At 74.2% G+C, this 23,382-nt stretch carries 23 protein-coding genes and 1 tRNA gene; 10 read left to right on the top strand and 14 right to left on the bottom strand.

Annotation, left to right across the window (positions count from 1 at the left end):
* The first annotated feature begins 36 nt into the window (after positions 1-36).
* The gene (locus tag Sdia_RS00410; protein WP_100452606.1) at positions 37-633 is read left to right on the top strand and encodes a histidine phosphatase family protein; all 597 of its coding nucleotides are present in this window, start codon (positions 37-39) and stop codon (positions 631-633) included.
* Positions 634-653: 20 nt separating this feature from the next.
* Here the strand turns inward: Sdia_RS00410 and Sdia_RS00405 are convergent, their stop codons facing one another.
* Positions 654-2,066, bottom strand: a complete 1,413-nt coding sequence (locus tag Sdia_RS00405; RefSeq protein ID WP_185393009.1) for an NsdA family TPR-like regulatory protein — start codon at positions 2,064-2,066, stop codon at positions 654-656.
* A 255-nt stretch (positions 2,067-2,321) separates the two neighbouring features.
* On the opposite strand from Sdia_RS00405, the gene Sdia_RS00400 reads away from it, so the two are divergent.
* Both Sdia_RS00400 and Sdia_RS00395 read left to right on the top strand, forming a co-directional pair.
* On the top strand, positions 2,322-2,723 hold the full coding sequence (locus Sdia_RS00400; RefSeq protein ID WP_115069842.1) for a hypothetical protein: 402 nt from the start codon (positions 2,322-2,324) through the stop codon (positions 2,721-2,723).
* 57 nt (positions 2,724-2,780) lie between these two features.
* Positions 2,781-3,683, top strand: a complete 903-nt coding sequence (locus tag Sdia_RS00395) for a spermidine synthase (protein WP_115069843.1) — start codon at positions 2,781-2,783, stop codon at positions 3,681-3,683.
* Between the two features lie 285 nt (positions 3,684-3,968).
* Here the strand turns inward: Sdia_RS00395 and Sdia_RS00390 are convergent, their stop codons facing one another.
* Positions 3,969-4,523: a hypothetical protein gene (locus Sdia_RS00390; protein ID WP_164379887.1), complete on the bottom strand. Its 555-nt coding sequence runs from the start codon at positions 4,521-4,523 to the stop codon at positions 3,969-3,971.
* A gap of 97 nt (positions 4,524-4,620) precedes the next feature.
* On the opposite strand from Sdia_RS00390, the gene Sdia_RS00385 reads away from it, so the two are divergent.
* On the top strand, positions 4,621-5,310 hold the full coding sequence (locus Sdia_RS00385; protein WP_100452611.1) for a response regulator transcription factor: 690 nt from the start codon (positions 4,621-4,623) through the stop codon (positions 5,308-5,310).
* Positions 5,307-6,740, top strand: a complete 1,434-nt coding sequence (locus Sdia_RS00380; RefSeq protein WP_185393007.1) for a sensor histidine kinase — start codon at positions 5,307-5,309, stop codon at positions 6,738-6,740. The genes Sdia_RS00385 and Sdia_RS00380 overlap by 4 nt, the downstream gene beginning before the upstream one ends.
* Before the next feature lie 624 nt (positions 6,741-7,364).
* Here the strand turns inward: Sdia_RS00380 and Sdia_RS00375 are convergent.
* The 4 genes from Sdia_RS00375 to Sdia_RS00360 all read right to left on the bottom strand — a co-directional run bounded on the left by Sdia_RS00375 (position 7,365) and on the right by Sdia_RS00360 (position 12,258).
* The gene (locus Sdia_RS00375; RefSeq protein WP_100452613.1) at positions 7,365-8,870 is read right to left on the bottom strand and encodes a GH1 family beta-glucosidase; all 1,506 of its coding nucleotides are present in this window, start codon (positions 8,868-8,870) and stop codon (positions 7,365-7,367) included.
* A gap of 83 nt (positions 8,871-8,953) precedes the next feature.
* Positions 8,954-9,877, bottom strand: coding sequence for a carbohydrate ABC transporter permease (locus Sdia_RS00370; protein ID WP_100452614.1), 924 nt, complete (start codon positions 9,875-9,877; stop codon positions 8,954-8,956).
* Positions 9,874-10,923 carry a carbohydrate ABC transporter permease gene (locus Sdia_RS00365; RefSeq protein WP_185393006.1) on the bottom strand — a complete coding sequence of 350 codons (1,050 nt, stop codon included), beginning with the start codon at positions 10,921-10,923 and terminating at the stop codon, positions 9,874-9,876. Before Sdia_RS00365 ends, Sdia_RS00370 begins: the two co-directional genes overlap by 4 nt.
* Before the next feature lie 6 nt (positions 10,924-10,929).
* Complete coding sequence (locus tag Sdia_RS00360; protein ID WP_100452616.1) at positions 10,930-12,258, bottom strand: ABC transporter substrate-binding protein; 1,329 nt, start codon at positions 12,256-12,258, stop codon at positions 10,930-10,932.
* A gap of 273 nt (positions 12,259-12,531) precedes the next feature.
* Here Sdia_RS00360 and Sdia_RS00355 point away from each other — a divergent pair, with 273 nt between their 5' ends.
* The 4 genes from Sdia_RS00355 (at position 12,532) to Sdia_RS00340 (ending at position 14,842) form a co-directional block, all read left to right on the top strand.
* Positions 12,532-13,587 carry a LacI family DNA-binding transcriptional regulator gene (locus tag Sdia_RS00355; RefSeq protein WP_100452617.1) on the top strand — a complete coding sequence of 352 codons (1,056 nt, stop codon included), beginning with the start codon at positions 12,532-12,534 and terminating at the stop codon, positions 13,585-13,587.
* Positions 13,588-13,661: 74 nt separating this feature from the next.
* On the top strand, positions 13,662-13,889 hold the full coding sequence (locus tag Sdia_RS00350; RefSeq protein ID WP_100452618.1) for a hypothetical protein: 228 nt from the start codon (positions 13,662-13,664) through the stop codon (positions 13,887-13,889).
* A gap of 40 nt (positions 13,890-13,929) precedes the next feature.
* Positions 13,930-14,100, top strand: coding sequence for a hypothetical protein (locus Sdia_RS00345; protein WP_185393005.1), 171 nt, complete (start codon positions 13,930-13,932; stop codon positions 14,098-14,100).
* 70 nt (positions 14,101-14,170) lie between these two features.
* Positions 14,171-14,842 carry a COG1361 family protein gene (locus Sdia_RS00340; protein WP_189500426.1) on the top strand — a complete coding sequence of 224 codons (672 nt, stop codon included), beginning with the start codon at positions 14,171-14,173 and terminating at the stop codon, positions 14,840-14,842.
* Between the two features lie 195 nt (positions 14,843-15,037).
* Here Sdia_RS00340 and Sdia_RS00335 read toward each other — a convergent pair whose 3' ends face one another.
* The 5 genes from Sdia_RS00335 to Sdia_RS00315 form a co-directional block, all read right to left on the bottom strand.
* The gene (locus Sdia_RS00335; RefSeq protein ID WP_115069849.1) at positions 15,038-15,688 is read right to left on the bottom strand and encodes an HhH-GDP family DNA glycosylase; all 651 of its coding nucleotides are present in this window, start codon (positions 15,686-15,688) and stop codon (positions 15,038-15,040) included.
* A 142-nt stretch (positions 15,689-15,830) separates the two neighbouring features.
* Positions 15,831-15,903 (bottom strand) — tRNA-His (locus Sdia_RS00330).
* 91 nt (positions 15,904-15,994) lie between these two features.
* Positions 15,995-16,597 (bottom strand): oligoribonuclease, encoded by a 603-nt coding sequence (gene orn, locus Sdia_RS00325; RefSeq protein ID WP_115069850.1) that lies wholly within the window; start codon positions 16,595-16,597, stop codon positions 15,995-15,997.
* Positions 16,598-16,602: 5 nt separating this feature from the next.
* Complete coding sequence (locus tag Sdia_RS00320) at positions 16,603-17,814, bottom strand: helix-turn-helix domain-containing protein (protein WP_100452622.1); 1,212 nt, start codon at positions 17,812-17,814, stop codon at positions 16,603-16,605.
* 444 nt (positions 17,815-18,258) lie between these two features.
* Positions 18,259-18,522, bottom strand: coding sequence for a hypothetical protein (locus tag Sdia_RS00315; protein ID WP_229831558.1), 264 nt, complete (start codon positions 18,520-18,522; stop codon positions 18,259-18,261).
* Between the two features lie 735 nt (positions 18,523-19,257).
* On the opposite strand from Sdia_RS00315, the gene Sdia_RS00310 reads away from it, so the two are divergent.
* Positions 19,258-19,782: a universal stress protein gene (locus Sdia_RS00310; RefSeq protein WP_100452623.1), complete on the top strand. Its 525-nt coding sequence runs from the start codon at positions 19,258-19,260 to the stop codon at positions 19,780-19,782.
* A gap of 269 nt (positions 19,783-20,051) precedes the next feature.
* Here Sdia_RS00310 and glmS read toward each other — a convergent pair whose 3' ends face one another.
* From glmS to Sdia_RS00295, 3 genes are all read right to left on the bottom strand, one after another.
* On the bottom strand, positions 20,052-21,881 hold the full coding sequence (gene glmS, locus Sdia_RS00305) for a glutamine--fructose-6-phosphate transaminase (isomerizing) (protein ID WP_100452624.1): 1,830 nt from the start codon (positions 21,879-21,881) through the stop codon (positions 20,052-20,054).
* 97 nt (positions 21,882-21,978) lie between these two features.
* Entirely contained in the window at positions 21,979-22,254 is a 276-nt protein-coding gene (locus Sdia_RS00300) for a hypothetical protein (RefSeq protein ID WP_100452625.1), read from the bottom strand.
* 130 nt (positions 22,255-22,384) lie between these two features.
* A complete protein-coding gene (locus Sdia_RS00295; RefSeq protein WP_100452626.1) occupies positions 22,385-23,281 on the bottom strand; it encodes a DUF4429 domain-containing protein in 897 nt (298 codons plus the stop codon).
* Between the last annotated feature and the right edge of the window lie 101 nt (positions 23,282-23,382).

Here is a 23,382-nt window from a genome sequence, read left to right as displayed (position 1 = left end):
GAGGCGGAGTACCACACGTACGGCGAAAGGCCCCGCATGGCACCGCGCATCCTGTTGGCCCGGCACGGACAGACCGAGTGGTCGCGGTCGGGGCGGCACACGGGCCTGACCGATCTCCCGCTGCTCGACGAGGGCCGGGCCGACGCCGGGCTGCTCGGCGGGCGCCTGGAGGCGGAGCCGTTCGCCGGGCTGCCCCGTGCCGAGGTGCGGACCAGTCCGCTGGTACGGGCGGGCGAGACCGCCGAACTGGCCGGATTCGGTCAGCGGGCGACGCCCTGGGACGCGCTCGTCGAGTGGCGGTACGGGGACTACGAGGGGCTGACCTCCGAGGAGATCCACGCCCGGCGGCCGGGCTGGCTGGTCTGGCGGGACGGGGCGCCCGGCGGCGAGAGCCCGCAGGAGGTCTCCGACCGGGCCGACGAGGTGGTCGCCTGGGCCAGGTCGGCCGACCGCGACGTGCTGCTCTTCGCGCACGGCCACATCCTGCGTGCCCTCGGCGCCCGCTGGCTCGGGCTGCCCGTCTCCTTCGGTGCCCGCATCCGGCTGGCGCCCGCCTCGCTCTCGGTGCTCGGCTGGTCGTACGGCGAACCGGCGCTGGAGTCCTGGAACGACACCGGCCACCTCGCGGCCTGAGGCGGCCCGACGCGGCGGCCTCACACCGCCAGCGCCTCGTGGCGGTCGAGGAAGGCGCCCACCGGGCGGTGGCGGCGGTGCGGGCCGAGCAGTTCGGCGGTGGCCGCCAGCCGTGACTGGACCCGGCTGGACCGCACCTCTCCCAGGAGGGCCAGGACGCGCGTGCCGGCGTCGGCTGCCTCGTCGGGGCGTCCGGCGCGGGCGAGGCCGGAGGCCAGCTCGGTGGTGTACAGGGCGATGTTGCGCGTCAGGTGAGGGGTGCGGGTCGCCGCCTGCGAGGCGGCGCGCCCGGCGTGTCCGGTGGCCCGGGTGTGGTCGCCGAGCGTGCCCCAGCACTGCGCCTGGAGCATCTCCAGCTCGGCCTCGCCGAAGAACGACATCCACTCCGGGTCGGCGTCGCGCGGCCCCCGGCCGAACAGCTCCCCGGCCCGCGCCACCGCGCCCGCGCAGCCGGCCCGGTCGCCGAGCCCGGCCCAGCCGCCCGCCTCGCGCAGCGTCAGCAGCGCCAGCAGGCGGGGCGAGCCGAGCCTGGCCGCGGCGCGCTGGGCGGCCTGGGCGGCGCGGACGGCCTCGCGGTGGCGGCCGGTGTCGCGGGCGAGGAAGGCGGTGTTGCAGAAGGCGTGGGCCTCCAGCGCCGGGTCGCCGGACATCCGGGCGGTGGCGAGGGCCTCGGCGTAGTGCGAGCGGGCCTCCTGATGACGGCCGGAGTCGTGGGCCAGCCAGCCCACCGAGATGGCCAGTTCACCGGCCCCGGCGTGCAGCCGGTCGGCGGTGGACCGGCGGGTGGTGCCGGCGTCGAGCAGGGCGTAGGCGGTACGCAACTGGCGGGCGGCCCTGCGGTACAGGCCGTCGGCGCCGTGCCGGTCGTCCAGCGTGCGGATCAGGCGTACGGCGTCCTCGACGGCGCCCGCCTCGGCCTCGCCGGGGCGTCGGCGCGGAAGGACGGGTGCGTCGCCTGTGAGGGTGCCGAGCGCACCCAGGGAGGCCGCCGCCACGGTGGCGGTCGAACCGGTCATGAACGCGCGCCGTTGCACGTCGCTCTCCTCGCGCATGGGTCGCCCGGAACCCGGGGGTGAGTCCGAAGGCTCCGGGGGGATCGGGTACTCGTACGGGGTGTCCGAAGGAGGGAGCGCGCCGCGCGAGGCGGCTCTGCCCCGCACGGCCTGGCGCGGGGTGAAGCCGAGCGCGGTGAGGTCCCGGCCGGGGAACATGTGCCGGAACACCCGTTCGTAGGCGTAGTTGGGGCAGCGGATCTCCCCTGCCTCCACCCGGCCCACGTACCGGGCGTCGCAACTCACCCTCTCGCCGATCTCGCGGCCCGCCCTGCGGACCGCGGCGGCGAACTCGGCCGGTGAGAGCTGACCGCGCAGTTCCCGGAAGACCCTGTTGGGCCTCGGGGGCTGGGCGGAGGATGCCACCGGTGACGACGTCATGGCCGACCCCTCTCCTGCGGATCACGCCGGAACGGTGACCGCCGGCTGCGGACCGTGTTCCGACGGAGCAGCAACGTACCTTCTGTGACCGGACGGGCACGCAGGGTTTGACTACAAAAGGGATATCCCTCCCGCGATCTGCCATGAAGTGCCATCCTTTGCGGCCAACCGGTGCCGTAGCCGTTGACGCTCCGGGGCGTTGGTTCTCCCGGAGGGGAGCGAAGCGGCCGCTTCCCGCGAGGAGGGATTCCCTTGTTGGACGCCGGAACGCACACCCACGCCCCCCGGACGCCCGCGCCGGACGGCCGGCGCGACGACCGTCGGCCCTGCGACCTGGTCACCGTCCCCGCCCGTCAGGGGCTGGAGGCGGTCGACATCCTCCGCCGGTGCACCGAGCCGGCCGTCGGACCCGTCCTGCTCGTCGGCCGCTGCGACACCCTCGGCTTCCTGGTGCCCCCCGGCACCGCCGAACGGTGGGACATGGCGGGCAGCGCCTGCACGACCGCCGGGCGCCGTCCCGGCGGGGCGCCCGCCGTCGCCGGGACCGGCTGGCTGCTGCCGCCCGGCGAGGGCGGGGCCGTCACCGATCCCGCGAGGCTCCGGGCGGCCCTGGACGAGGCGGCCCGGCTCATCGCCGCCGCCGACCGGCGTCGCTGACCGCGCTCCGCCCGGCCCGCCCGCGCCTGCCGGGACCGGCCCCCGCAGAATGGGGCCATGGCACGAGGCAGGGCGGGCAAGGACCGCGACCGGGGGCGTGACCGGGGCGAGGGGCGGCGGCGCGGCGGCCGGGATTCCCTGGTCGAGCCCGTCGACGGCGGCACCGCGGAACTCCGGCCCGACCCCGAGCGGCCCGAGGGCTGGACGCTGCTGATCGACGGGGCGCCGCAGTCGCACGTCGACCTCGCCGACCCCGCCCACCTGGCCTTCCCCTACCAGCGCCGGCTCGGCCACCTCATCGACCTGGCCGCGCCCGCCGGACGCCCCCTGCGTGTGCTGCACCTCGGCGGGGGAGCCCTGACCCTCGCCCGGTACACGGCGGCGACCCGGCCACGCGCCACCCAGCAGGTGATCGAGAAGGACGCGGCCCTCGTGCGGCTGGTCCGCCGGGCCCTCCCCGTCGACCCGCAGGCCCGGATCAAGGTCCGGGAGCAGGACGCCCGCGAAGGGCTCGGGCGGATCGCCGACGGGTGGGCGGACCTCGTCGTCGCCGACGTCTTCAGCGGGGCCCGCACCCCGGCGCACCTCACCAGTACGGAATTCCTCACGGAGGTGCGGCGGGTGCTCGCGGCCGGGGGCTGGTTCACGGCCAACCTCGCCGACGGGCCGCCCCTGGCCCATCTGCGCGGGCAGGTCGCCACCGCCGCCGCCGTCTTCCCCGAACTGGCGCTCGCCGCCGATCCCGTGGTGTGGCGCGGCAAGCGCTTCGGGAACGCGGTGCTCGTGGCCGCGGGGCAGCCGTTGCCCGTGGGGGAGTTCACCCGGAGGGTGGCGGGGGACCCGCATCCCGGGCGCGTGGAGCACGGGCGCGGGTTGCGGGACTTCACCGGGGGTGCGGGGGCGGTCTCCGACGCCGTGGCCAAGGCATCGCCGGTGCCGCCGGCCGGGGCCTTCGACTGAGTGGGGCGCTGCTCCGGCCAGGGTGCGGCGGGGGGCCTCCCACGCCGGCCGGGCTTGGTCGGCCTCCCACGCCGGCCGGGCTGGGGGTCGGCCTCAAGCACCGGCCGGCGGTGGGTGGCCGGCCGGGCTCAGACGGGGCTTTCGGTTCCGTCGACCGTGCCGGTCAGAGATGGCCTCAAGCACCGGCCGGGCGGTGGGTGGCGCGACCAGGCTGTGGAGGCTCGGGAGACGGCCGGCCAGGCTGTGGATGGTCGGGCCGGCTCCGTCGGGCGGGCCGGATGGGGCTCACTGTTCGTCGATGTCCACCCGTGGGGGGTACCCGTTCCAGGAGCAGAAGACGGAGGAACTCCTCTCGCCGTGGGTGAAGGTGACGCGGATCCAGGAGCCCCCGCTCTCCTCGCGGGTCCACACCTGCATCGTCCAGCCGGGGGACGGGGTCGCCGAGACGAAGTCGGCGGAGTCCGGGCCGATGTCGAGGACGACCTGACCGCCCGCCACGGTGTAGCCCTTGACGCCGGTGGCCGGGTCGTCCGCCGGTTCGGCGGGCGGGGGTTCGGGGGACGGCGGCGGGGGCTCGGGCGTCGGGGTGGCGGGGCGGCTCGGGGGGGCGGGCGTGGGGGAGGGAGGTGTGCGGCTCGGGGTCGGCGTGGGGGAGGGGCTCGGCTTGGGGCGGTGGGTGGAGGCCGCCTGCGGCTCGGGGGCGACCTCGGTCAGCGGCAGGGCGCGCGGCCGGTCGTAGACCGTGCCGGAGAGGACGGTGTGCACGCCGAACCAGGACACCGCGACCGCCGCCCCGGTCGCCGCCGTCCACGCCAGAGCGTGCAGCACTCCCCTCCGCATGGGCGCCATCCTCCCGCGGCCGCCGCCTCGTTGTCGCCCCGCGCACCTCGTCAAGTCCGCGCCTTCCGCTTCCCCCGTATGGCGTACGGTGCCGCCCATGCCCCATGTGCTCGTGGTCGAGGACGACCAGTTCGTCCGCTCGGCGCTGATCCGCCATCTCACCGAGGCGTCCCACACCGTACGCAGCGTCGGCACGGCGCTCGAAGCGCTGCGCGAGGTCGCCCACCACCGGTACGACGTGGTCGTCCTCGACCTGGGGCTGCCCGATCTCGACGGTGCCGAGGCGCTGAAGATGCTCCGGTCGATCACCGACGTCCCGGTCATCGTCGCCACCGCGCGCGACGACGAGAACGAGATCGTCCGGCTCCTCAACGACGGCGCGGACGACTACCTCACCAAGCCCTTCTCCGTCGCCCATCTCTCCGCCCGGATCGCCGCCGTGCTGCGCCGCGCTCGCCTCGCCGGTCCCGAGGCGCCGCCCGACCGCGTCCTGCGGGTCGGCGGGCTCGCCGTCGACCCGCTGCGCCGCCAGGCCGAACTCGACGCCGTGCCCCTGGACCTGACACGCCGCGAGTTCGACCTTCTCGCCTACCTGGCCGGGCGCCCCGGCGTCGTCGTCCCCCGCAAGGAACTCCTCGCCGAGGTCTGGCAGCAGAGCTACGGCGACGACCAGACCATCGACGTCCACCTCTCCTGGCTCCGCCGCAAACTGGGCGAGACCGCCGCCGCCCCCCGCTACCTGCACACCCTGCGCGGGGTGGGCGTGAAGCTGGAGCCACCGGCGTGAGATGGGCGCTGGTGAAGGTGTGCCTGGCGGTCACCGCGATGGTGGTGGTGGCCTTCGCCGTGCCGCTCGGCCTGGTGGTCCGCGAGACGGCCCGCGACCGCGCCGTCTCGCACGCCGAGCGACAGGCGGCGGCGCTCGGCCCGGCCCTGTCGGTCACCACCGAACGGGCCGCCCTGGAGCGGGCCGTGCAGTTCACCACCGCCGGGGCCGAGGGCCGGATGGCGGTGCACGTCCCCGCCGACGGCGACCGCCCGGCGCTGACCGTGGGCACCGCCCGCGCCTCCTCCCGCGACCTGGCCTCTACCCGCCGCCTGGCCCGCGCCGTCACCACCGCCACCCCGGGCGGTCAGCTCCTCCTCCAGCCGACGGCGCTCAGCGGCTCGCGCACCGCGGTGGTCGAGGTCTACGTCCCCGAGGCCGAGGCCGACCGGGGCGTCGCCGCCGCCTGGCTGACGCTGGCCGGGGTGGCCGTCGCCCTGGTCATCGGCTCGGTCGCGGTCGCCGACCGGCTCGGGGTACGCATGGTGGGGCCCGCCCGGCGGCTGGCCGGTGCCGCGCACGCCCTCGGCGAGGGGTCGCTCGGCGTGCGGGTCCCCGAGGAGGGCCCGGCCGAACTGCGGCAGGCGGCGGTGGCGTTCAACTCCATGGCCGACCAGGTGGTCGAACTCCTCGCCAACGAACGGGAACTGGCGGCCGACCTCTCGCACCGCCTGCGGACCCCGCTGACCGTGCTCCGCCTCAACGCCGCCTCCCTCGGCGAGGGGCCGGCCGCCGAGCAGACCCGGGCCGCCGTCGAGCAACTGGAGTGCGAGGTGGACGCCATCATCCGCACCGCCCGCGAACAGAAGCCCCGCACCCAGGCCGACGGCTCCGGCGCGGGGTGCGACGCGGCGGAGGTGGTCCGGGAGCGGATGGAGTTCTGGTCGGCGCTGGCCGAGGACGAGGGCCGCACCGCCCGGGTCGCGGGCGTGGACCGGCCGGTACGCATCCCGGTGGCCCGGGGCGACCTGGCGGCTGCCCTGGACGCGCTGCTCGGCAACGTCTTCCGGCACACCCCGGTGGGTACCCCCTTCGCGGTCGACCTGCACGACGGCGGTGAGGACACGCACTCGGTGATCGTGCTCGTCTCCGACGCGGGCCCCGGCATCGCGGATCCCGAGGCGGCGCTGACCCGCGGCCGGGACGGGGCGGGCGGCGCACCCGCGGGCGTCGGCTCGACCGGGCTCGGCCTGGACATCGCGCGCCGCCTCGCCGAGTCGACCGGCGGGGACGTACGGATCGGCCGCTCGGTGCTGGGCGGCACCGAGGTCCGGCTCTGGCTCCAGCTCCGGCACACCGGGGAGGGCCCGGTACCGGCGGAGCGCCGGGCCAGGCGGCGCGAGACGCGGAGGGGACGCCCCGCGCGGCACGGAGTTCCCCATTCCTCTTAACGGCGTCCGAGTGCCACCTCAAGAGAACCTTAAGAACCGGACCGCCTGTCCGGTCCGTCCGTTTCGCGAGGCGTCCGGCGGCTAACGTCTTCCTCGTCGGCGCCCCACCGCCGGCCCACGGACGTCCACCACATCTGCCCGCACCCACGACCACCAGCCACGACTCCGGCCCCGCCCAGGCCGCGCGGCCCCGCGCGGACCCGGGCGAAGAAAGTTCCGCCCGTCCAGGCATCCCGGCGCTCACCCGGGGTACACGGGCGGTACCCCACGGGATCCGGAGCACCACTCCCCCCACAGGAAAGAACGTGCCCCGGCCGGGCACCATCCCCCCACCCCGGCCGGGGCACGACCTTGTTCCGGGCGCCTACGCGCCTGTGGCCACGAAGGGCCGAGCGGTGGCGCGCAAGGGCCTGCCCGGCAGTCCCCGCCTGCCTCGCGACGCCGTGCACCCACTCCCGCCGCACCGGGCGCGGAGCCGGGTACATCCCGTACGAGGCTCCACGCCCGGCACGCCGGGAGCGCGGCCCCCGCCGCCGCGAGGGCCGCACTCCGGGCGACGACGCGCATCGTCCGACAGGCCCCGGGGCGGGCCCGCGCCGCCGCCCGCCCCTGCCGCCGCGACGGTCAGCCCGCGTCCTCCGGGCGGAAGTCCGCCGGCGGCAGCACCCCGTCGCGGGCCGCCCGCGCGTACCAGTGGGCGCTGGACCTGGGCGTGCGCACCTGCGTGTCGTAGTCCACGTGGACCGCGCCGAACCGCTTGCCGTAGCCGTAGGACCACTCAAAGTTGTCCAGCAGCGACCAGAGGTAGTAGCCGCGCACGTCGGCGCCGTCGCGGATCGCGTCCAGCACCGCCGAGAGGTGGCCGTGCAGGTAGCGGATGCGGTCCGGGTCGTGGAAGCGCCCCTCGGCGTCGGGCGCGTCCGGGTAGGCCGCGCCGTTCTCGGTGACCAGCAGCGGCACGCCCGGCGCCTCGGCCGCGTACTTCATCAGCAGGTCGTACAGGCCGCTCGGGTCCACGCCCCAGCCCATCGCGGTCCGTTCGCCCTGCGCCTGGTGGAAGGTGACGTCGTCGGCGGCCGGCCACGGCGAGTGGGCGCTCGCCCCGTGCCCGTCGTCGCGCGGCCCGTCCACCAGGCCGCCGGAGACGATCGCCGGGGCGTAGTAGTTGATGCCCAGCAGATCCAGCGGCTGGCCTGCCGTTCGCGCGTCGCCGTCCTGGACGAAGGACCAGTCGGTGAGCCGCGCGGTGTCCGCGAAGAGGTCCTCCGGGTACGCGCCGTGCAGCATCGGCCCGGTGAAGACCCGGTTGGCCAGCGCGTCGATGCGGCGGCGCGCGTCCTCGTCCTCCGGCGCGGCCGTACGGGCCCGCACCGCGCTCGGGTTGAGGCTCACCGCGATCCTCGGGGTGCGCCCGGCCGGGACCGAGGCGCGCAGTGCCTGTGCGCCCAGGCCGTGCGCCAGGTTGAGGTGGTGGGCGGCGCGCAGCGCGTCGACCGGGTCGGTGCGGCCGGGGGCGTGCACCCCGGAGCCGTACCCGAGGAAGGCGCTGCACCACGGCTCGTTGAGCGTGGTGAACAGCTCGACCCGGTCACCGAGCGCCTCCCCGACGAGGGCCGCGTACTCGGCGAACCGGTGGGCGGTGTCCCGCTCGGGCCAGCCGCCCGCGTCCTCCAGCTCCTGCGGCAGGTCCCAGTGGTACAGCGTCACCATCGGCCGGATGCCGCGCGCCAGCAGGTCGTCGACGAGCCGCCGGTAGAAGTCCAGGCCGCGCCGCTCGGCGGGGCCGCGCCCGGTCGGCTGCACCCGGGACCAGGAGACGGAGAAACGGTACGTGCCGAGGCCGAGCCCCGCCATGAGCGCCACGTCCTCGGCGCTGCGGTGGTAGTGGTCGACGGCCGTGTCACCGGTGTCGCCGTTCTCCGTCTTCCCCGGGGTGTGGCTGAAGGTGTCCCAGATCGACGGCGTCCGGCCGTCCTCGGCCACCGCCCCCTCGATCTGGTACGAGGCGGTCGCCGCGCCCCAGAGGAAGTCGGTGGGGAACCTGCCCTGCCGGGCCAGGGCGGCCGCCTCCCGGGGCACCTCCCCGTCGGCGGGTGTGGTGGAGGTGGCTGCGGTGGGGACTGAGGTCAAGACGTACTCCCGTTCTCACTTGGGTGGGGGAAGGGCGGGGCGGGCGGCGGGTGGTCGGGTCCGCCGCCCGTGGACAGGGCTGCTCAGCCCTTCACCGCGCCCTGCATGATGCCGCCGACGATCTGCTTGCCGAACACCACGAAGGCGATCAGCAGCGGCAGCGTGCCGAGCAGTGCGCCGGCCATGATCACGGACTGGTCCGGGATGTATCCCCGGCCGAGGCCGGTGAGGGCCACCTGCACGGTGGGGCTGCCGTTCTGGGTCAGCGCGATGATCGGCCAGAAGAAGTCGTTCCAGGACTGCACGAAGGTCAGCATCCCGAGCACCGCCATCGCGGGCCGGGCCGCCGGGAAGACCACGTGCCACAGCACGCGCAGGCTGTTGGCGCCGTCCACGCGGGCCGCCTCGATGATCTCGGTGGGCAGCGCCTGGAGCAGGTACTGCCGCATGAAGAAGACCCCGAAGGCGGTGACCAGGGTCGGCAGGATGACCGCCTGGAGCTGGTCGGACCAGGACAGCTTCGCCACCATCATGTACAGCGGTACGACGCTGAGCTGGGGCGGCACCATCATCGTGCCGATCACCAGCAGCAGCAGCGCGTTCTTGAACCGGAACCGCAGCTTGGCGAAGGCGAAGCCGGCCAGGGTGGAGAAGAGCACCGTGCCGACGGAGACCGTGCCGGCCACCACCAGGGTGTTCAGCAGGGCCGAGCCCATGTTGGCGTCGGTCCAGGCGATCTCCAGGTTCTTGAAGAGGTTCCCGCCGAACCAGAACGGCGGCGGCGTCTCGGCCAGCCGCGTGTTGTTCCGCGAGGCGGCGATGGCCGTCCACACCAGCGGGAACAGCGAGACGAGGGTCACCACGCCGAGTACGGCGTACGTGATGCGTCCGCCGTGCAGCTGGCGCCCGGCCCCGCTGCGGCGCGGGCGGCGGCCCGGCTTCGCGGGCCCGGGGTCGGCGGAGCGGGGAGCGGACTCCTCGCGGGCGGGCGATGGTGCGATGCTCATGCTTTCCCCTCGCCTCGGCGCAGCCACCGGGTGACCGCGAGAGAGACCAGCCCGATCACGATCAGCAGCAGGAACATGGCCCAGGCGATGGCGGACGCCCGGCCCAGGTGCAGGTTGGTCCAGCCCTGCTCGTACAGGTACAGGCCGAGGGTCTGGAACTGGTGCTCGGAGCCGCCGGTCGCCCCGCCGCCGCCGTTGAACAGCAGCGGCTCACCGAACAACTGGATGGCGCCGATGGTCGAGACGACCACGGTGAACAGGATGGTCGGCCGCAGCGAGGGCAGCGTCACGTGCAGGAACTGCTGCCAGCGCGAGGCGCCGTCCAGCGCCGCCGACTCGTACAGGTCGGAGGGGATGGACTGCATCGCGGCCAGGTAGATCAGCGCGTTGTAGCCGGTCCACCGCCACACGACGATGGAGGAGACCGCCAACTGCGAGGTGAAGGTGCCGTTCTGCCAGTCGATGTGCTCGAACCCGGCCAGCGACAGGAACCAGTTGATCATCCCGTAGTCGCGCCCGAAGAGCATGACGAAGACCAGTGTCGCCGCCGCCACCGAGGTCGCGTACGGGGTGAGCGCCGCCACCCGGAAGAACATCGAGCCGCGCAGCCGGTAGTTGAGCAGGTGCGCGATGCCCAGCGCCATCAGCAGCTGCGGCACCGTGGAGAGGATGCCGATGGTGAAGGTGTTCTGGAGCGCGTTCCAGAAGAACTCGTCGTCGAGCAGGCGCGTGTAGTTGCGCAGCCCGATCCACTCCATGTCGTTGGGGGCCGTCAGCTCCACCCGGTGGAGCGAGGCCCACCCGGTGTAGAGCAGCGGGAAGAGGCCGAAGGCCGCGAAGAAGAGGAAGAACGGCGCGATGAACGCGTACGGGCTCCACTTCACGTCCCGCCGGTACCAGCGGGAGCGCCGCTCGCGCCGCCGCCGGTCGGCCGCCTGACTGCCGGGGTCCTGGGGCGGCCCCGCGGCCGCCGCCACCCCGCTCGCGGGGGCCGCCGCGCCCTCCTCCACCGGGGAGGGCGCGGCCGCCGAGAATTCACTCGCCATCGCGGGTCACTGGTCCAGCGCGTTGTCGATCGCCTTGACCGCGGCCTTCCAGCCCTCCTCGGAGGACTTGCCCTTCTGGTCGACCTGGAGCATGCCCACGTCGGCCAGGTTCTGCGCGATCACCAGGTCCTTCGGGCCGAGGATCTGCACCGGGGCGCCCTCGGCGGCCTCGGCGAAGATCTTGCCGATCGGCGCGTCGTCGAAGTACTCGTGCTTGGCGTCGGCGATCTCCGGCAGGTCGAAGGCGGCCTGCGCGCTCGGGAAGGAGCCGCGCTCGGCGAAGAGCTTCGCCTGCTGCTCCGGCGCGGTCAGCCACGCCGCCAGCTTCGCCGCCTCCTCCGTGTTCTTGCCGGCCGAGGGGACCGTCAGGAAGGAGCCGCCCCAGTTGCTGGGCTTCGGCGCCTGGGCGACGTCCCACTTGTCGGCGCCCTTCTCACCGCCCTTGTCCTGGATGTAACCGAGCATCCAGGCGGGGCAGGAGACCGTGGCGAAGGTGCCGTTGGAGAAGCCCTGGTCCCAGCCGGGCGTGAACTGCTGGAGCTTGGCGGTCAGCCCCTCGGAGGCGAACTCGGCCGCCAGGTCCCAGGCCTCCTTCACCGCCGGGTTCGACTTGTAGACGACCTCGCCCTTGTCGTCGTAGAAGCGGGTCTCGGCGCTGCCGGTCACCGCCGCCATCACACCGGGCGCGCCGTCGACGAACTTGGCGCCCTTGGGAGCGTTCTTCTTGAACTTCCGGCCGGCGTCCAGGTACTTGTCCCAGTCGCCCGCCCACAACTTGCCGACCTCCTCGCGGTCGGTCGGCAGGCCGGCCTTCTCGAAGAGGTCCTTGCGGTAGCAGATGCCCTGCGGCCCGGTGTCCGTGCCGAGCGCCACCGTCTTGCCCGCCTCGGTGGTGCCCTGCTCCCACTTCCAGTCCAGGAAGGCCGACTTGTCGGCGCCGGGGGCCTTGGAGAGGTCCTCCAGCTTGTCGCCCTGGGTCAGGACGATCTCGGCGATGTTGTTGGCCTCGACGGCCTGGATGTCGGCGAGGCCGCTGCCGGTGCCCAGGTGGGTGAGGAGCTGCGGGTAGTAGTTCTCGTTCCGCTCGATGGACGTCTGCTTGATGACGACGTCCTTGTTCTCCTTCATGTACTGGTCGTAGAGCCCGGCCTCCTTGAGGCCGAACGCACCGAAGACCCCGACCGTCAGCGTGGTCTTCCCCTTGTCCGAACCGGACGCGCTCCCCGCGGCCCCGGGCTCGTCGTCGGACGCGCAGCCCGCGAGCAGGCTGGTCCCCAGGGCGGCGACGGCCGCCAGGACCACCGCCTTGCGGGCCGTACGGCTTCTCGTACGCATGGTCTCCTCCTGACGCCGGTCCGGTCCCGGCCCGTCAACCCCCTTGCGGGCGGCTGAAGTCGGCTCCTCCGGGTCGAACCAGGGAATGTACGGGTGTTGGAGTGGCAGCTAGGGTGGGAGCGCTCCCACCCGTGATGTCGTGAAGGGTTGCGGCTACGGACAGGAGTGTCAAGACACCGGACGCCGCCAGGTCCGGTCGGTTATCGGGCTGTTACGGTCTCCTCCGATCCTGGGGCACGAGACGGGCGCGTGCCCACTACTGGGAGGCAACGGATGACGGCTGGTCGGAGCAACGGGCGCAGCGGAGGCCGCCCCACCCTCGAAGAGGTCGCCGCCCGCGCCGGAGTCGGCCGCGGCACGGTCTCCCGCGTCATCAACGGCTCCCCCCGCGTCAGCGAGACGACCCGCGCCGCCGTCGAGGCCGCCGTCGCCGAGCTCGGCTACGTCCCCAACACCGCCGCCCGCGCGCTGGCCGCCAACCGCACCGACGCCATCGCCCTGGTCGTGCCGGAACCCGAGACCCGCTTCTTCACCGAGCCGTACTTCTCCGACATCCTCAGCGGCATCGGCGCCGCCCTCGGCCCGACCGACCTCCAGCTCCTGCTCACCTTCGCCGACGGTGCCCGCGAACGCCGCCGCCTCGCGCAGTACCTCGCCGCCCACCGCGTCGACGGTGTCCTGCTGGTCTCCGTCCACGCCGACGACCCGCTGCCCGACCTCCTCTCCCAGCTGGACATCCCGGCCGTGATCAGCGGTCGCCGCAGCGAGGAGGAGCCGCTGGCCTCCGTCGACACCGACAACTACTCCGGCGCCCGCGCCGCCGTCACCCACCTGCTGGAGCGGGGCCGCACCACCATCGCCACCATCAGCGGCCGCCTCGACGTGTGGGGCGCCCAGCGCCGCCTCGACGGCTACCGCTCCGCCCTCGACGACGCGGGCCGCCACCCCGAGGAGAGCCTGGTCGCCGCCGGGGACTTCACCGAGGAGGGCGGCCGGCACGCCATGCGCCTCCTCCTCGACCGCCACCCCGGCCTCGACGCCGTCTTCGCCTGCTCCGACGTGATGGCCGCCGGCGCCCTCCAGACCCTCCGCGAGGCCGGCCGCCGCGTCCCCGAGGACGTCGCCCTGGTCGGTTTCGACGACTCGGCCGTCGCCCGCCTGATGGACCCTCCGCTCACCTCCGTCCGCCAGCCCACCGCCGCGATGGGCCGCGCCATGACCGAGGCCCTCCTCGCCGAGATCGCCGAGGGCAGACCCGGCACGCCCCGGCTGCGGGGACCCCGTCAGGTGGTGCTGGACACCGAGCTGGTGGTGCGGGCCTCGTCCTGAGGGCGCGGAACGCCCGTGGGCCACACCCTCCAGCCTCCCGCCCCCGGCGGCCCGGGCGCCGTAGCATCCCCCGGGTGGAACTCCCCGACTACCTGATCAGGCTTCAGCGCTCCGCCGACGACGAGGGGCGACGGCTCGAACACCTCGACGAGGACGAGCGTGACGCACAGCGGCGCGTCTACTTCAACGCCGCGGCCGAGGTCGACGTGGCCGTACGCGACTTCGCCGCCTCCGCCGGGCTCGACCGCCACACCGTGGAGAAGGAGCTGCGCCAGCGGGCCCGGCAGCCCCACACGGAGTGAGCGGCCCCCGCTGTCGGACCCCGGGAGTACGGTCGGCCCCATGAGCACCCGTACGGACATCGCGTCCCGCCCCGCCGCCGTGGTCAACGCCGAGATCCGCGCCCTCCTCACGCGCCGCGGCGGCCTGAGCGCCACCGAGCGCACGGCGTACGAGGGGCTGCTCGTGGAGTGGGCCCGGGCGGTCCGCGCCGAGGTGGTCGTCGCGGCCTGACCCTTTTCCGCAACCGCCCGGCCCCTTCCCTCGTCATGATCGACAAAGGTCACGTGCGAGAGAGGTAACCGTGAGCAGGCACAAACGCCGATTCGGCGTCGTCCCGGTCGTCCCCGTCGTCCTGGCGGCGTCCGCGCTGCTGGTCACCGGCTGCGACAGTCCGTCCGGCGCGCCGGACGCCAAGGAGTCGCGGGCCGCCGCCGACAGCGGCGGCCCGCCCCCCGGCCTCGAAGCCTTCCACGCGAAGGACTGCCCCGCACTGACCGAGGGCGAGCAGGCGAACGGCAACCTCATCAGCCTCTCCCACGACCAGCCGGAGAAGGGCGTCACCGTCCGCCCCGGCGGCGCCCCCGCCACCGTCCTCGTCAAACTCTGCAACACCACGGACCGGCCCCTGACCAACATCGCCCTCTCCACCCAGCTCGAATGGAGCGACGCCGGAGAGCGGAGCCCCGGGCTGAAGGTGGAGCGCAGGGAGACCCCCGACGGCACCTGGCGGGCGGCCGAGCTGGTCGTGGCCAACGACCACCAGCCGCTCACCGGCGCCGACGGGGCCCGCGACCTGGCACCAGGTGCGACCCGGGTCGTCGAGTACCGGTTCCGCGCCGCCGAGGACGCCCCGTCCGGCGCGCGACCGCTCACGATCCACGCCGTCCGCGCTGACGCGGACCCCGGCGACATCGAGGAGCTGCGCGGCGGCGGCACCGGCAGCCTCCCTCTCCGCGTCCTGCCCCGGGACTGACCTCCGGGCGCCGGACGGAGCCGTACGCGCACCATCCTGGCCGGCTTCGCCACCCGCCGCCGACGCGCACAGGAGCCGCACCGTTCCGTCCGCGCCCCGCCCGGCCCCGCTCCGGGGTCTTTCCGCCCGCGCAGGGTCACGGGGTCTTCTCCGTCCGCGTCCCGCCCCGGGGTTTTCCGAGAGCGGTGGCGAGGCTCAGCCCGCGTGCTCCAGTACGTCGTCCGCGACCTTCTTCCGCAGCGCGGCCCGGACGAGGGCGGCGGCGAGGACGGCGGGCCCCGCGTCCCCGGCCAGCCGTTCGAGGCGCTCGGGGTCCTGCGGCAGTCCGAGCCGTTCGGCGCCCCGGAGGGCCTTGCCGTCGAAGTGGGGCGCGAACTCGGGCCACACGGCCTGGGCCTCGCGCAGGAAGATGTCCGCGCCCGTCGGTCCCATGCCCGGCGTCTCCCGCAGGCCCGAGACCACCGCCTTCTCGTCGCCGCGCGCCCCCTCGCGCACCCGCCGCAGATCCCCGCGGTGCTCCTCCAGCAGCAGCTCGGCGCCGTCACCGAGCTGGGTGGCGGTCCGCTCGTCGTACCGCCGGTAGCCGCCCTCGCCGAGCGCGTCCACCCGGTCCTGCCAGGACGCGTCGGCCATGGCGCGCGGGTTGCGCATGCCGTCGTGGAAGAGGGCGCGCGCGGCGTCCACCGCCACGGAGGCCCGGATGCGGGCGCTGAGCAGGGAACTCAGCACGAGGAGCTGGTAGAGCGGCTGCGGGGTGTCCTTGAGGGTGATCCCCGCCTCGCGCGCGTAGGTGGTGCCGTGCCGGTCGAGGAGCGTGGCGGCGACGGCGGACTGCGAAGCACTCACGTCCGGTCTCCCTTCGTACGTGCTTCTCGTACGTCCTTCCCACTGTGACGCGGATCAGGCGGGGACGCGCGCGCAGCGGGGACCGGACGACGAAGAGGCCCCTCCTTCCGTGTCTCCACGAAAAGAGGGGCCTCTCCCACAGGGTGAGTGACGGGACTTGAACCCGCGGCCACCTGGACCACAACCAGGTGCTCTACCAACTGAGCTACACCCACCGCGTCCGGTCGTTTCCGACCGGCCGAGAAAAAGTGTACAGGGTCCGAGGGGGTGCTCGCGCACACCTTTTCCCAGGGGCGTGCGGGAGCCTTATTCGGAGGTCAGCACATGCTTGGCGGCGATGGCCTTCGCGGTGTCGGAATCGGGTCCGGGCTGCGGCACGAAGACCGCCTCGCGGTAGTAGCGCAGCTCGGCGATGGACTCGCGGATGTCCGCGAGTGCCCGGTGGTTGCCGTTCTTGTCGGGACTGTTGAAGTACGCCCGCGGGTACCACCGGCGGGCCAGTTCCTTCACCGAGGAGACGTCCACGATGCGGTAGTGGAGATACCCCTCCAGCGCCGCCATGTCCCGCGCGAGGAAGTTCCGGTCGGTGCCGACCGAGTTCCCGCACAGCGGAGCCTTGCCGGGCTCCTTGACGTGCTCGCGGACGTACGCGAGGACTTGCGCCTCCGCGTCGGCCAACGTGGTGCCGCCCGCCAGTTCGGCGAGGAGCCCCGAGGCGGTGTGCATCTTGCGCACCACCTCGGGCATGGTCTCCAGCGCCTCGTCCGGCGGACGGATCACGATGTCCACACCGTCGCCGAGCACGTTCAGTTCCGAGTCGGTGACCAGCGCGGCCACCTCGATGAGTGCGTCGTCCGCCAGCGAGAGCCCGGTCATCTCGCAGTCGATCCACACCATGCGGTCGTTCATACGGCTCAGCCTACGGGGCGCTCCCGTTGGCCCGGGAGTGCCGTGCGCCCCTGAAGGTACGCCTCCGGCCCTCCTCTGCCCGGGTCCCCGTGGTGGGCACCGACTCCCTGCGGCGTCCGGCGGAGCTGCGGCGGGAGCGGCCCGTCGAAGACCTGCACCGGCTGTGCGGGCTGCACCGGCTCGGGCCGCTGCTCCGACTGCGGACGGCGGGCCCGGTAGGCGGCCCGGTACGCGGCGGGGGAGGAGCCGAGCTGGCGGCGGAAGTGCCCGCGCAGGGCGACCGGCGACCGGAAGCCGCAGCGGCCGGCGACCTCGTCCACCGAGTAGTCGGAGGTCTCCAGCAGGCGCTGAGCCTGGAGGACGCGCTGGGTGATGAGCCACTGGAGCGGCGCGCTGCCGGTGAGCGAACGGAAGCGCCGGTCGAAGGTCCGGCGGCTCATGTACGCGCGCGCGGCCAGCGTCTCCACGTCGAACTGCTCGTGGAGGTGCTCCAGCGCCCAGGCGACGACCTCGGCGAGCGGGTCGGCACCGATCTCCTCAGGTAAAGACCTGTCGAGGTAGCGCTCCTGCCCGCCGGCCCGGCGCGGCGGCACGACCAGGCGGCGCGCCAGGGCGCCCGCGGCCTCGCTGCCGTGATCGGTGCGGACGATGTGCAGGCAGAGGTCGATCCCGGCGGCGGTGCCGGCCGAGGTGAGCACGTCACCGTCGTCGACGAAGAGCTCCCGCGGGTCCACGTGGACCGAGGGGTAGCGCTTGGCCAGCGTCGGCGCGTACATCCAGTGGGTGGTCGCGGGCCTGCCGTCCAGCAGTCCGGCGGCGGCCAGGACGAAGGCGCCGGTGCACAGCCCGACGATGCGCGCGCCCTCCTCGTGCGCACGGCGCAGGGCGTCCAGCGCGGCGGCGGGCGGGGGTGAGGTGATCGACCGCCAGGCGGGCACCACCACCGTCCCGGCCCGGGCCAGCGCCTCCAGGCCCTGAGGCGCCGTCAGTTCCAGTCCGCCGGTGGTCCGCAGCGGTCCGTCCTCTCCGGCGGACACCAGCAGCCGGTAGCGCGGCACGCCGGCGTCCTGCCGGTCGATGCCGAAGACGGAGAGCGGGATGGAACTCTCGAAGATCGGGCCGCCGCTGAAGAGGAGAACGGCGACGATCTCCTTGCGGCGCCGCCCGGAGAGTTTGCGGCCCGCGAAGTCCGCCGTGACGGTGGAGTCGTGGCTCATGTCGCTAAGCCCCCCTCGGTGGCCGTGTCACTCCAGTCCTGTCGGATCTGTCGCTCCTGCACGTTTCCCCTCGGTCCTGCGCGTGTCCCCCGCCAAAGACAGTCATGATCGAATCTACTGCGTCCCGTGGTGCCGCCGTGACCAGTTGAGCAGACGCCGGAATGTCGACAAGGCAACGTGGCGTGAAGCATTCGATCACGAAGCGTCGCACTCCTGCGCTCGACTGGGAAGTGCGTCTCCCCCGGGTGGCCGGTCCCCGTAGGGTGCGAAGGCGTCGCGTGACCCTTTCCCCGCAGGTCGTGCCGGGGGTGCGGAGGGTGTACCGGGCCCGGTCCGACGGTCCGTCAACTTGGCTGAAAACATACGGGCGCGTGCGTGCGAACCGGTCAGCTCTCCAGTGCGCCGAAAACGCGCTGCCGACCGCCCCCGTGCGCCCCCGCGGGGTCAAGCCGGATGGCCCCCCGCCGGGCCGTCCACGCCCGCCGCGCCCCGCTCCGACCGGCGCAGCAGCAGCCGGCAGAGCCCGGTCACCGCGGCCAGCACCGCCGCCACCCAGAACACCCCGCCCGCGGACGCCCCGTAGACCACCAGCACCACCGGTACGAGCACGCAGCCGAAGGCGGCCCACCGGGCGGCGGCGCTCACCGGGTCGGCCGCCGCGCCCCGGGCCGCGGTGGAGGCGGCGGGCGCACAGGCCGGGTGGGGCACCGCGAGCGGGCCTCCGGCCGTGGAGCGGCCCGGACCGGCTCCCGGACCCGGGCAGGCGGCCCCGCGCGCCCGCACGCCGCGTCCCGGCGCCGCCGCCCGCCCGCCGCCTCCCCGTGGCACGGGCGGGGAGCCCGGCGGCACCCGGGTGTCTTCGGCGGGGCGCCGCGCGGGCGCGGTGCGCGGGAGGGCGGCGGGGTCCGGGAGGGAGGTACGGGGGACGGGCACGGGGTGCTCCCAGTCAGGCGGGTTCCCCCTTTCAACGCTCCGGACGCCCGCGGGTCACTCCCCGGCAGTGGGGAATGGGCCGCCCGGGGCACCGCGTCCCCCGGGCGGCGGGACCGGCCGGCCGTTGCGATCGGGGCCCGGCTCGGGCATGCTCCGTCCAGCGCGCCGCCCGGCGGGAGCGTCCGGGCGGTCGCATCGGGCCGGTTCGAGTCCCTCCGGGGGCTTCCGCCGGGCGGTGCGCGGCGGTCCGCCGGAACCCGGCATGGGGGAGCCTTGTTCTGGGTACGGGCCGTGCAAGGCCTGAATACGGGAGAAGTGGCGCCGTACCCTTGGGGCGAGTGATGGGGAAGATGCTTCCCGGACACAACGGGCCGGTCCTCCCGGCCGGCTGTCGTCCTCCCGCGCGCCACCGGCACCGCCGTTCGACCCCCGGCCCCAGGGTTCCCCCTGGAGCCGTGCCCATCCCGTCAGCCGTCCCTTCCCCACGAGGACCTTCCCGCCGAGACACCGATGGCCGGTCACGAATCCTTTGAACCAGCGGACCGCAAGCGGCAGGTGGCCGATCCCTCGGCCCAGCCCCTGGCGGCGGAAGAAGCACGTCAGCCCTGCGATCCGGCCTTCCGGCACGGCGTCGTCGTCGGATTCGACGGGTCGACCTCCAGCGAGCGCGCCCTCGCCTACGCGATCGGCATGGCCCGGCGCTCCGGCTCGGGCCTGATCATCGTCCACGTGGCCAACCGGCTGCCCACCACGGTGTGGGCCGGCTGCGAGCCCCCCGTCTTCGTCGACGTGCCCGACCACCGGACCGAGGTGCTGGGGCTGGAGCTGGCCTGCGCCGAGTACCTGGGGGACGTGCCCTGGATCCTGGTCGAGCGCGGCGGCGACATCTGCCACGAGCTGGAGGAGGTCGGCATCGAGTACGAGGCCGACGCCATCGTGGTCGGCTCCAGCCAGGGCGTCGTCGGGCGGCTCTTCGGCTCGGTCGCGGGCCGGCTGGCCCGGCGGGCGCGGCGGCCGGTCGTCGTCATCCCCTGAGCGGGGCCGTGCCTGGACCGGCCGGCGTACCCCGGTCCGCGTTCCGGGCCGCGGGCGGGTGGGGGCCGGCCCCACCGGGTAGTCCTTCCTCGCCGGGGTCCGCCCGCGCGGCGGCCGCCCGGCGTTCGCCGCCGCCGTGGGAGTGACGGCCGACGGGGCGGTGGGACCGGGCCGGGCACCCGGTCCACCAGGGGCGGTCCGCCGCCCGTTCCGGCCGACCGCTCGGGCGAGCGGCCGGCCGGACTCAGGTGTGCGCGGGCGGCTGTCGTCTACTCGACGGTGACGGACTTCGCCAGGTTGCGCGGCTTGTCGATGTCGCGGCCGAGCTTGAGCGCCGTGTGGTACGCCAGCAACTGGAGCGGGATGCCCATCAGGATCGGGTCCAGCTCGTCCTCGTTCTTCGGCACGACGATGGTGTGGTCGGCCTTCTCCTGCTCGCGGTGGGCGACGGCGAGGATCTTGCCCTCGCGGGCCTTGATCTCCTCCAGGGCCGCCCGGTTCTTCTCCAGCAGGTCGTCGTCGGGGACGATCGCCACGGTCGGCATGGCGGGCTCGATCAGCGCGAGCGGGCCGTGCTTCAGCTCGGAGGCCGGGTACGCCTCCGCGTGGATGTACGACACCTCCTTGAGCTTCAGCGACGCCTCGCGGGCCACCGGGTAGCCGCGCACCCGGCCGATGAAGAGCATCGAGCGGGCCCCGGTGAACTCCTCGGCCAGCTTCTCGATCTCGTCCTCGCGGGAGAGGATGTCGGCGATCTGCTCGGGCAGCCTGCGCAGACCGGCGATGATCCGCCTGCCGTCGGCCACCGACAGGTCGCGGGTGCGGCCCAGGTGGAGGGCGAGCAGGCCGAAGGCGACCACGGTGTTGGTGAAGCACTTGGTGGAGACCACGCACACCTCGGGCCCGGCGTGCACGTACAGCCCGCCGTCGGCCTCCCGGGCGATGGCCGAGCCGACCACGTTGACCACACCGAGGACACGGGCGCCCTTGCGCTTCAGCTCCTGCACGGCGGCGAGCACGTCGTAGGTCTCGCCGGACTGCGAGACGGCGATGTAGAGGGTGTCCGGGTCGACGACCGGGTTGCGGTAGCGGAACTCGGAGGCCGGTTCGGCGTCGGCGGGGATGCGGGCCAGCTCCTCGATGAGCTGCGCGCCGATCTGCCCGGCGTGGTACGAGGTGCCGCAGCCCAGGATCTTGATGCGGCGGACCCCGCGCGCCTCGCGGGCGTCGAGGTTGAGGCCACCGAGGTGCACGGTGGAGAACCGGTCGTCGATCCGGCCGCGCAGCACCCGGTCGACCGCCTCGGCCTGCTCGGAGATCTCCTTGTGCATGTACGTGTCGTGGCCGCCCATGTCCCAGGACTCGGCCTCGTACTCCACGGTGGTGGGCGTGGCGGAGGTGCGCGAGCCCTCGGTGGTGTAGGTGCGGAAGTCGTCGGCCTTGAGGGTGGCCATCTCGCCGTCGTCCAGGGTGACGACCTGGCGGGTGTGGGAGACCAGCGCGGCGACGTCGGAGGCGACGAACATCTCCTTCTCGCCGATGCCGAGGACGACCGGCGAGCCGTTGCGGGCGACGACGATCCGGTCCGGGAAGTCGGCGTGCAGCACGGCGACGCCGTAGGTGCCCTCGATCTGGCGGACGGCCTCGCGGACCTTGCTCTCCAGGGTGTCGGCCTCGGAGCGGCCGATGAGGTGGGCGAGGACCTCGGTGTCGGTCTCGGAGGCGAAGACGACACCGTCCGCGGTGAGCCGGGCGCGCAGGTCGGAGGCGTTGTCGAAGATGCCGTTGTGGACGACGGCGACCTTGGAGTCGGCGTCCAGGTGAGGGTGGGCGTTCTCGTCGTTGGGGGCCCCATGGGTGGCCCAGCGGGTGTGGGCGATGCCCACGCTGCCCTTGAAGCGGGCGGGGACCTTGGCCTCCAGGTCGCGGACGCGGCCCTTGGCCTTGACCGACTTCAGCCCGGTGGACCTGGTGCCGGACCTGCCGTGGATGGCGATGCCGGCCGAGTCGTAGCCGCGGTACTCCAGACGCTGGAGCCCTTCCAGCAGCAGCGGCGCGACATCGTCGCGACGGCCGATGTATCCCACGATTCCGCACATAGGTGTTACCCCTCCGAGACGTGTTCCGGCGGGCCGGTGGGCCCGCCCGGGTGCTCGACGCTCCGGCATGAGGGTGCCGGGGCCGCCGGGGTGCCGGTCAGCCGTAGACGATGCGCCGGAGCTGGCGCAGGGAGAGTGCCGGAGGCGCCACCGCCCTGCGCGGCAGCTCCTCGGCGATCCGCGCGAAGATCTCCGCGTTGCCCAGACCCTGGGCCTGGAGTTCGCGGTGGCGGCGGCGGACGCACTCCTCGGTCGTCTCGTCGAAGTACGCCAGGACGTCCATGACCACCCGCCCGGCCTCACCGCGGTTCAGCGGTGTGGTGCGGACCAGGTGGTCGACGAGGTCGTCGTGGTTCGTACGGCGTTCGAGCACGGATCGATACTGGGACTCGGGGCAGGGTTTCGCAACACTCCTGCCCGATATCGGGCAGGATCGCGGGGGAAGTGGGGCGGAATGGGGGATTCCGGCGGCTGCGGTCCGTGGGCCCTCGCGCCGGCGCCCTTCACAGCCGCCGCAGCACCGCCTGCTTGGCGAGGGCGAACTCCTCCTCCGTCAGCACCCCGTCCCGGTGCAGCTCGCCCAGCTCCCGCAGGCGGCGCAGCAGGGCGTCCGGGTCGTCGGCGGCGGCCGGGGCGGGCGACGGCGGGAGCTGGGCAGGCGGTTCGGCCTCCGGGAGCGCGGCAGGCTCCACCGCCGCCTCGCCCCGGGCCTCCAGTGCCACCAGGACCGCCGCGGCCACCAGGACGGCGGTGTGTTCCTTCTTGGACAGGCCCCACAGGTCCAGGGCGTGCGGGTCGTGCTCGGCGGCCACCGACTTGCCGCCGCCGGAGCGGGTCAGGAAGCGCAGATGGCCGTTCTCCAGGCCCTGGGCGGGCACCCAGGAGACGCCGGTGAGGTCGGCGAGCGGCAGGGTGACGGGGCCGCCGGAGGTCTTGGTCTCCTTGCCCTTCCAGTTCCAGGTCAGCCGCGCCTCGCGTCCGTCGAAGGCGGCCGTGCCGTCCCCGCCGCCGCCCGAGACCGGCAGGGAGGGGCCGGGCAGCAGGAACCGGTCGGCCGGCCCCTCGGCGACCTGCTCCAGCAGCAGCGCCTGGCGCACCTCGGCCACGATGTACTCGGCCAGGTCCTCGCGGCCCGCCTCGACCACCAGCCGGTACGGGTCCGCGCCCTCGGGCAGCCGCCCCTCGGCGGCGCGCACCACCGGACAGGCCCCGTCGCGCAGCCGTAGTCTGAGCCGCCCGCCCTTGCGGTCCCGCTCGAAGGTGATCCCGGCGACCGCCTCCAGCGGCACCACCACCTCACCGAGCACCTGCCGCACCGGGTGGGCCTTGGTTCCCGGCACGATCCGTATCCGCCCGTCGTCGTAGGCCCAGGAACCGTCGCGCTGCGTGATCTCCGCCATGCGGGTGATTCTCTCAGCCCCGGGGGCCCCGGCGGTGCCCGGCACGGAGGTCGGGCGGGCGGTGCGAAGAGAACGGCGGGCGCCGCCCGGGGACCGTACCC

The organism is Streptomyces diastaticus subsp. diastaticus (genome assembly GCF_011170125.1).
In the GTDB taxonomy this organism is placed as follows: Bacteria; Actinomycetota; Actinomycetes; order Streptomycetales; family Streptomycetaceae; genus Streptomyces; species Streptomyces diastaticus.
This window is presented reverse-complemented; position numbering and strand designations above follow the sequence as displayed.

Excerpts from the sequence above, each read along its gene's own strand:
- Sdia_RS00355 (WP_100452617.1), top strand. The coding sequence starts at position 12,532 with ATGACGGCTGGTCGGAGCAACGGGCGCAGCGGAGGCCGCCCCACCCTC.
- Sdia_RS00310 (WP_100452623.1), top strand. The coding sequence starts at position 19,258 with ATGGCCGGTCACGAATCCTTTGAACCAGCGGACCGCAAGCGGCAGGTG.
- Sdia_RS00390 (WP_164379887.1), bottom strand. The coding sequence starts at position 4,523 with ATGCGGAGGGGAGTGCTGCACGCTCTGGCGTGGACGGCGGCGACCGGG.
- Sdia_RS00360 (WP_100452616.1), bottom strand. The coding sequence starts at position 12,258 with ATGCGTACGAGAAGCCGTACGGCCCGCAAGGCGGTGGTCCTGGCGGCC.
- orn (WP_115069850.1), bottom strand. The coding sequence starts at position 16,597 with ATGAACGACCGCATGGTGTGGATCGACTGCGAGATGACCGGGCTCTCG.
- Sdia_RS00295 (WP_100452626.1), bottom strand. The coding sequence starts at position 23,281 with ATGGCGGAGATCACGCAGCGCGACGGTTCCTGGGCCTACGACGACGGG.
- Sdia_RS00385 (WP_100452611.1), top strand. The coding sequence starts at position 4,621 with ATGCCCCATGTGCTCGTGGTCGAGGACGACCAGTTCGTCCGCTCGGCG.
- Sdia_RS00405 (WP_185393009.1), bottom strand. The coding sequence starts at position 2,066 with ATGACGTCGTCACCGGTGGCATCCTCCGCCCAGCCCCCGAGGCCCAAC.
- Sdia_RS00410 (WP_100452606.1), top strand. The coding sequence starts at position 37 with ATGGCACCGCGCATCCTGTTGGCCCGGCACGGACAGACCGAGTGGTCG.
- Sdia_RS00395 (WP_115069843.1), top strand. The coding sequence starts at position 2,781 with ATGGCACGAGGCAGGGCGGGCAAGGACCGCGACCGGGGGCGTGACCGG.
- Sdia_RS00320 (WP_100452622.1), bottom strand. The coding sequence starts at position 17,814 with ATGAGCCACGACTCCACCGTCACGGCGGACTTCGCGGGCCGCAAACTC.
- Sdia_RS00345 (WP_185393005.1), top strand. The coding sequence starts at position 13,930 with ATGAGCACCCGTACGGACATCGCGTCCCGCCCCGCCGCCGTGGTCAAC.
- Sdia_RS00365 (WP_185393006.1), bottom strand. The coding sequence starts at position 10,923 with ATGGCGAGTGAATTCTCGGCGGCCGCGCCCTCCCCGGTGGAGGAGGGC.
- glmS (WP_100452624.1), bottom strand. The coding sequence starts at position 21,881 with ATGTGCGGAATCGTGGGATACATCGGCCGTCGCGACGATGTCGCGCCG.
- Sdia_RS00370 (WP_100452614.1), bottom strand. The coding sequence starts at position 9,877 with ATGAGCATCGCACCATCGCCCGCCCGCGAGGAGTCCGCTCCCCGCTCC.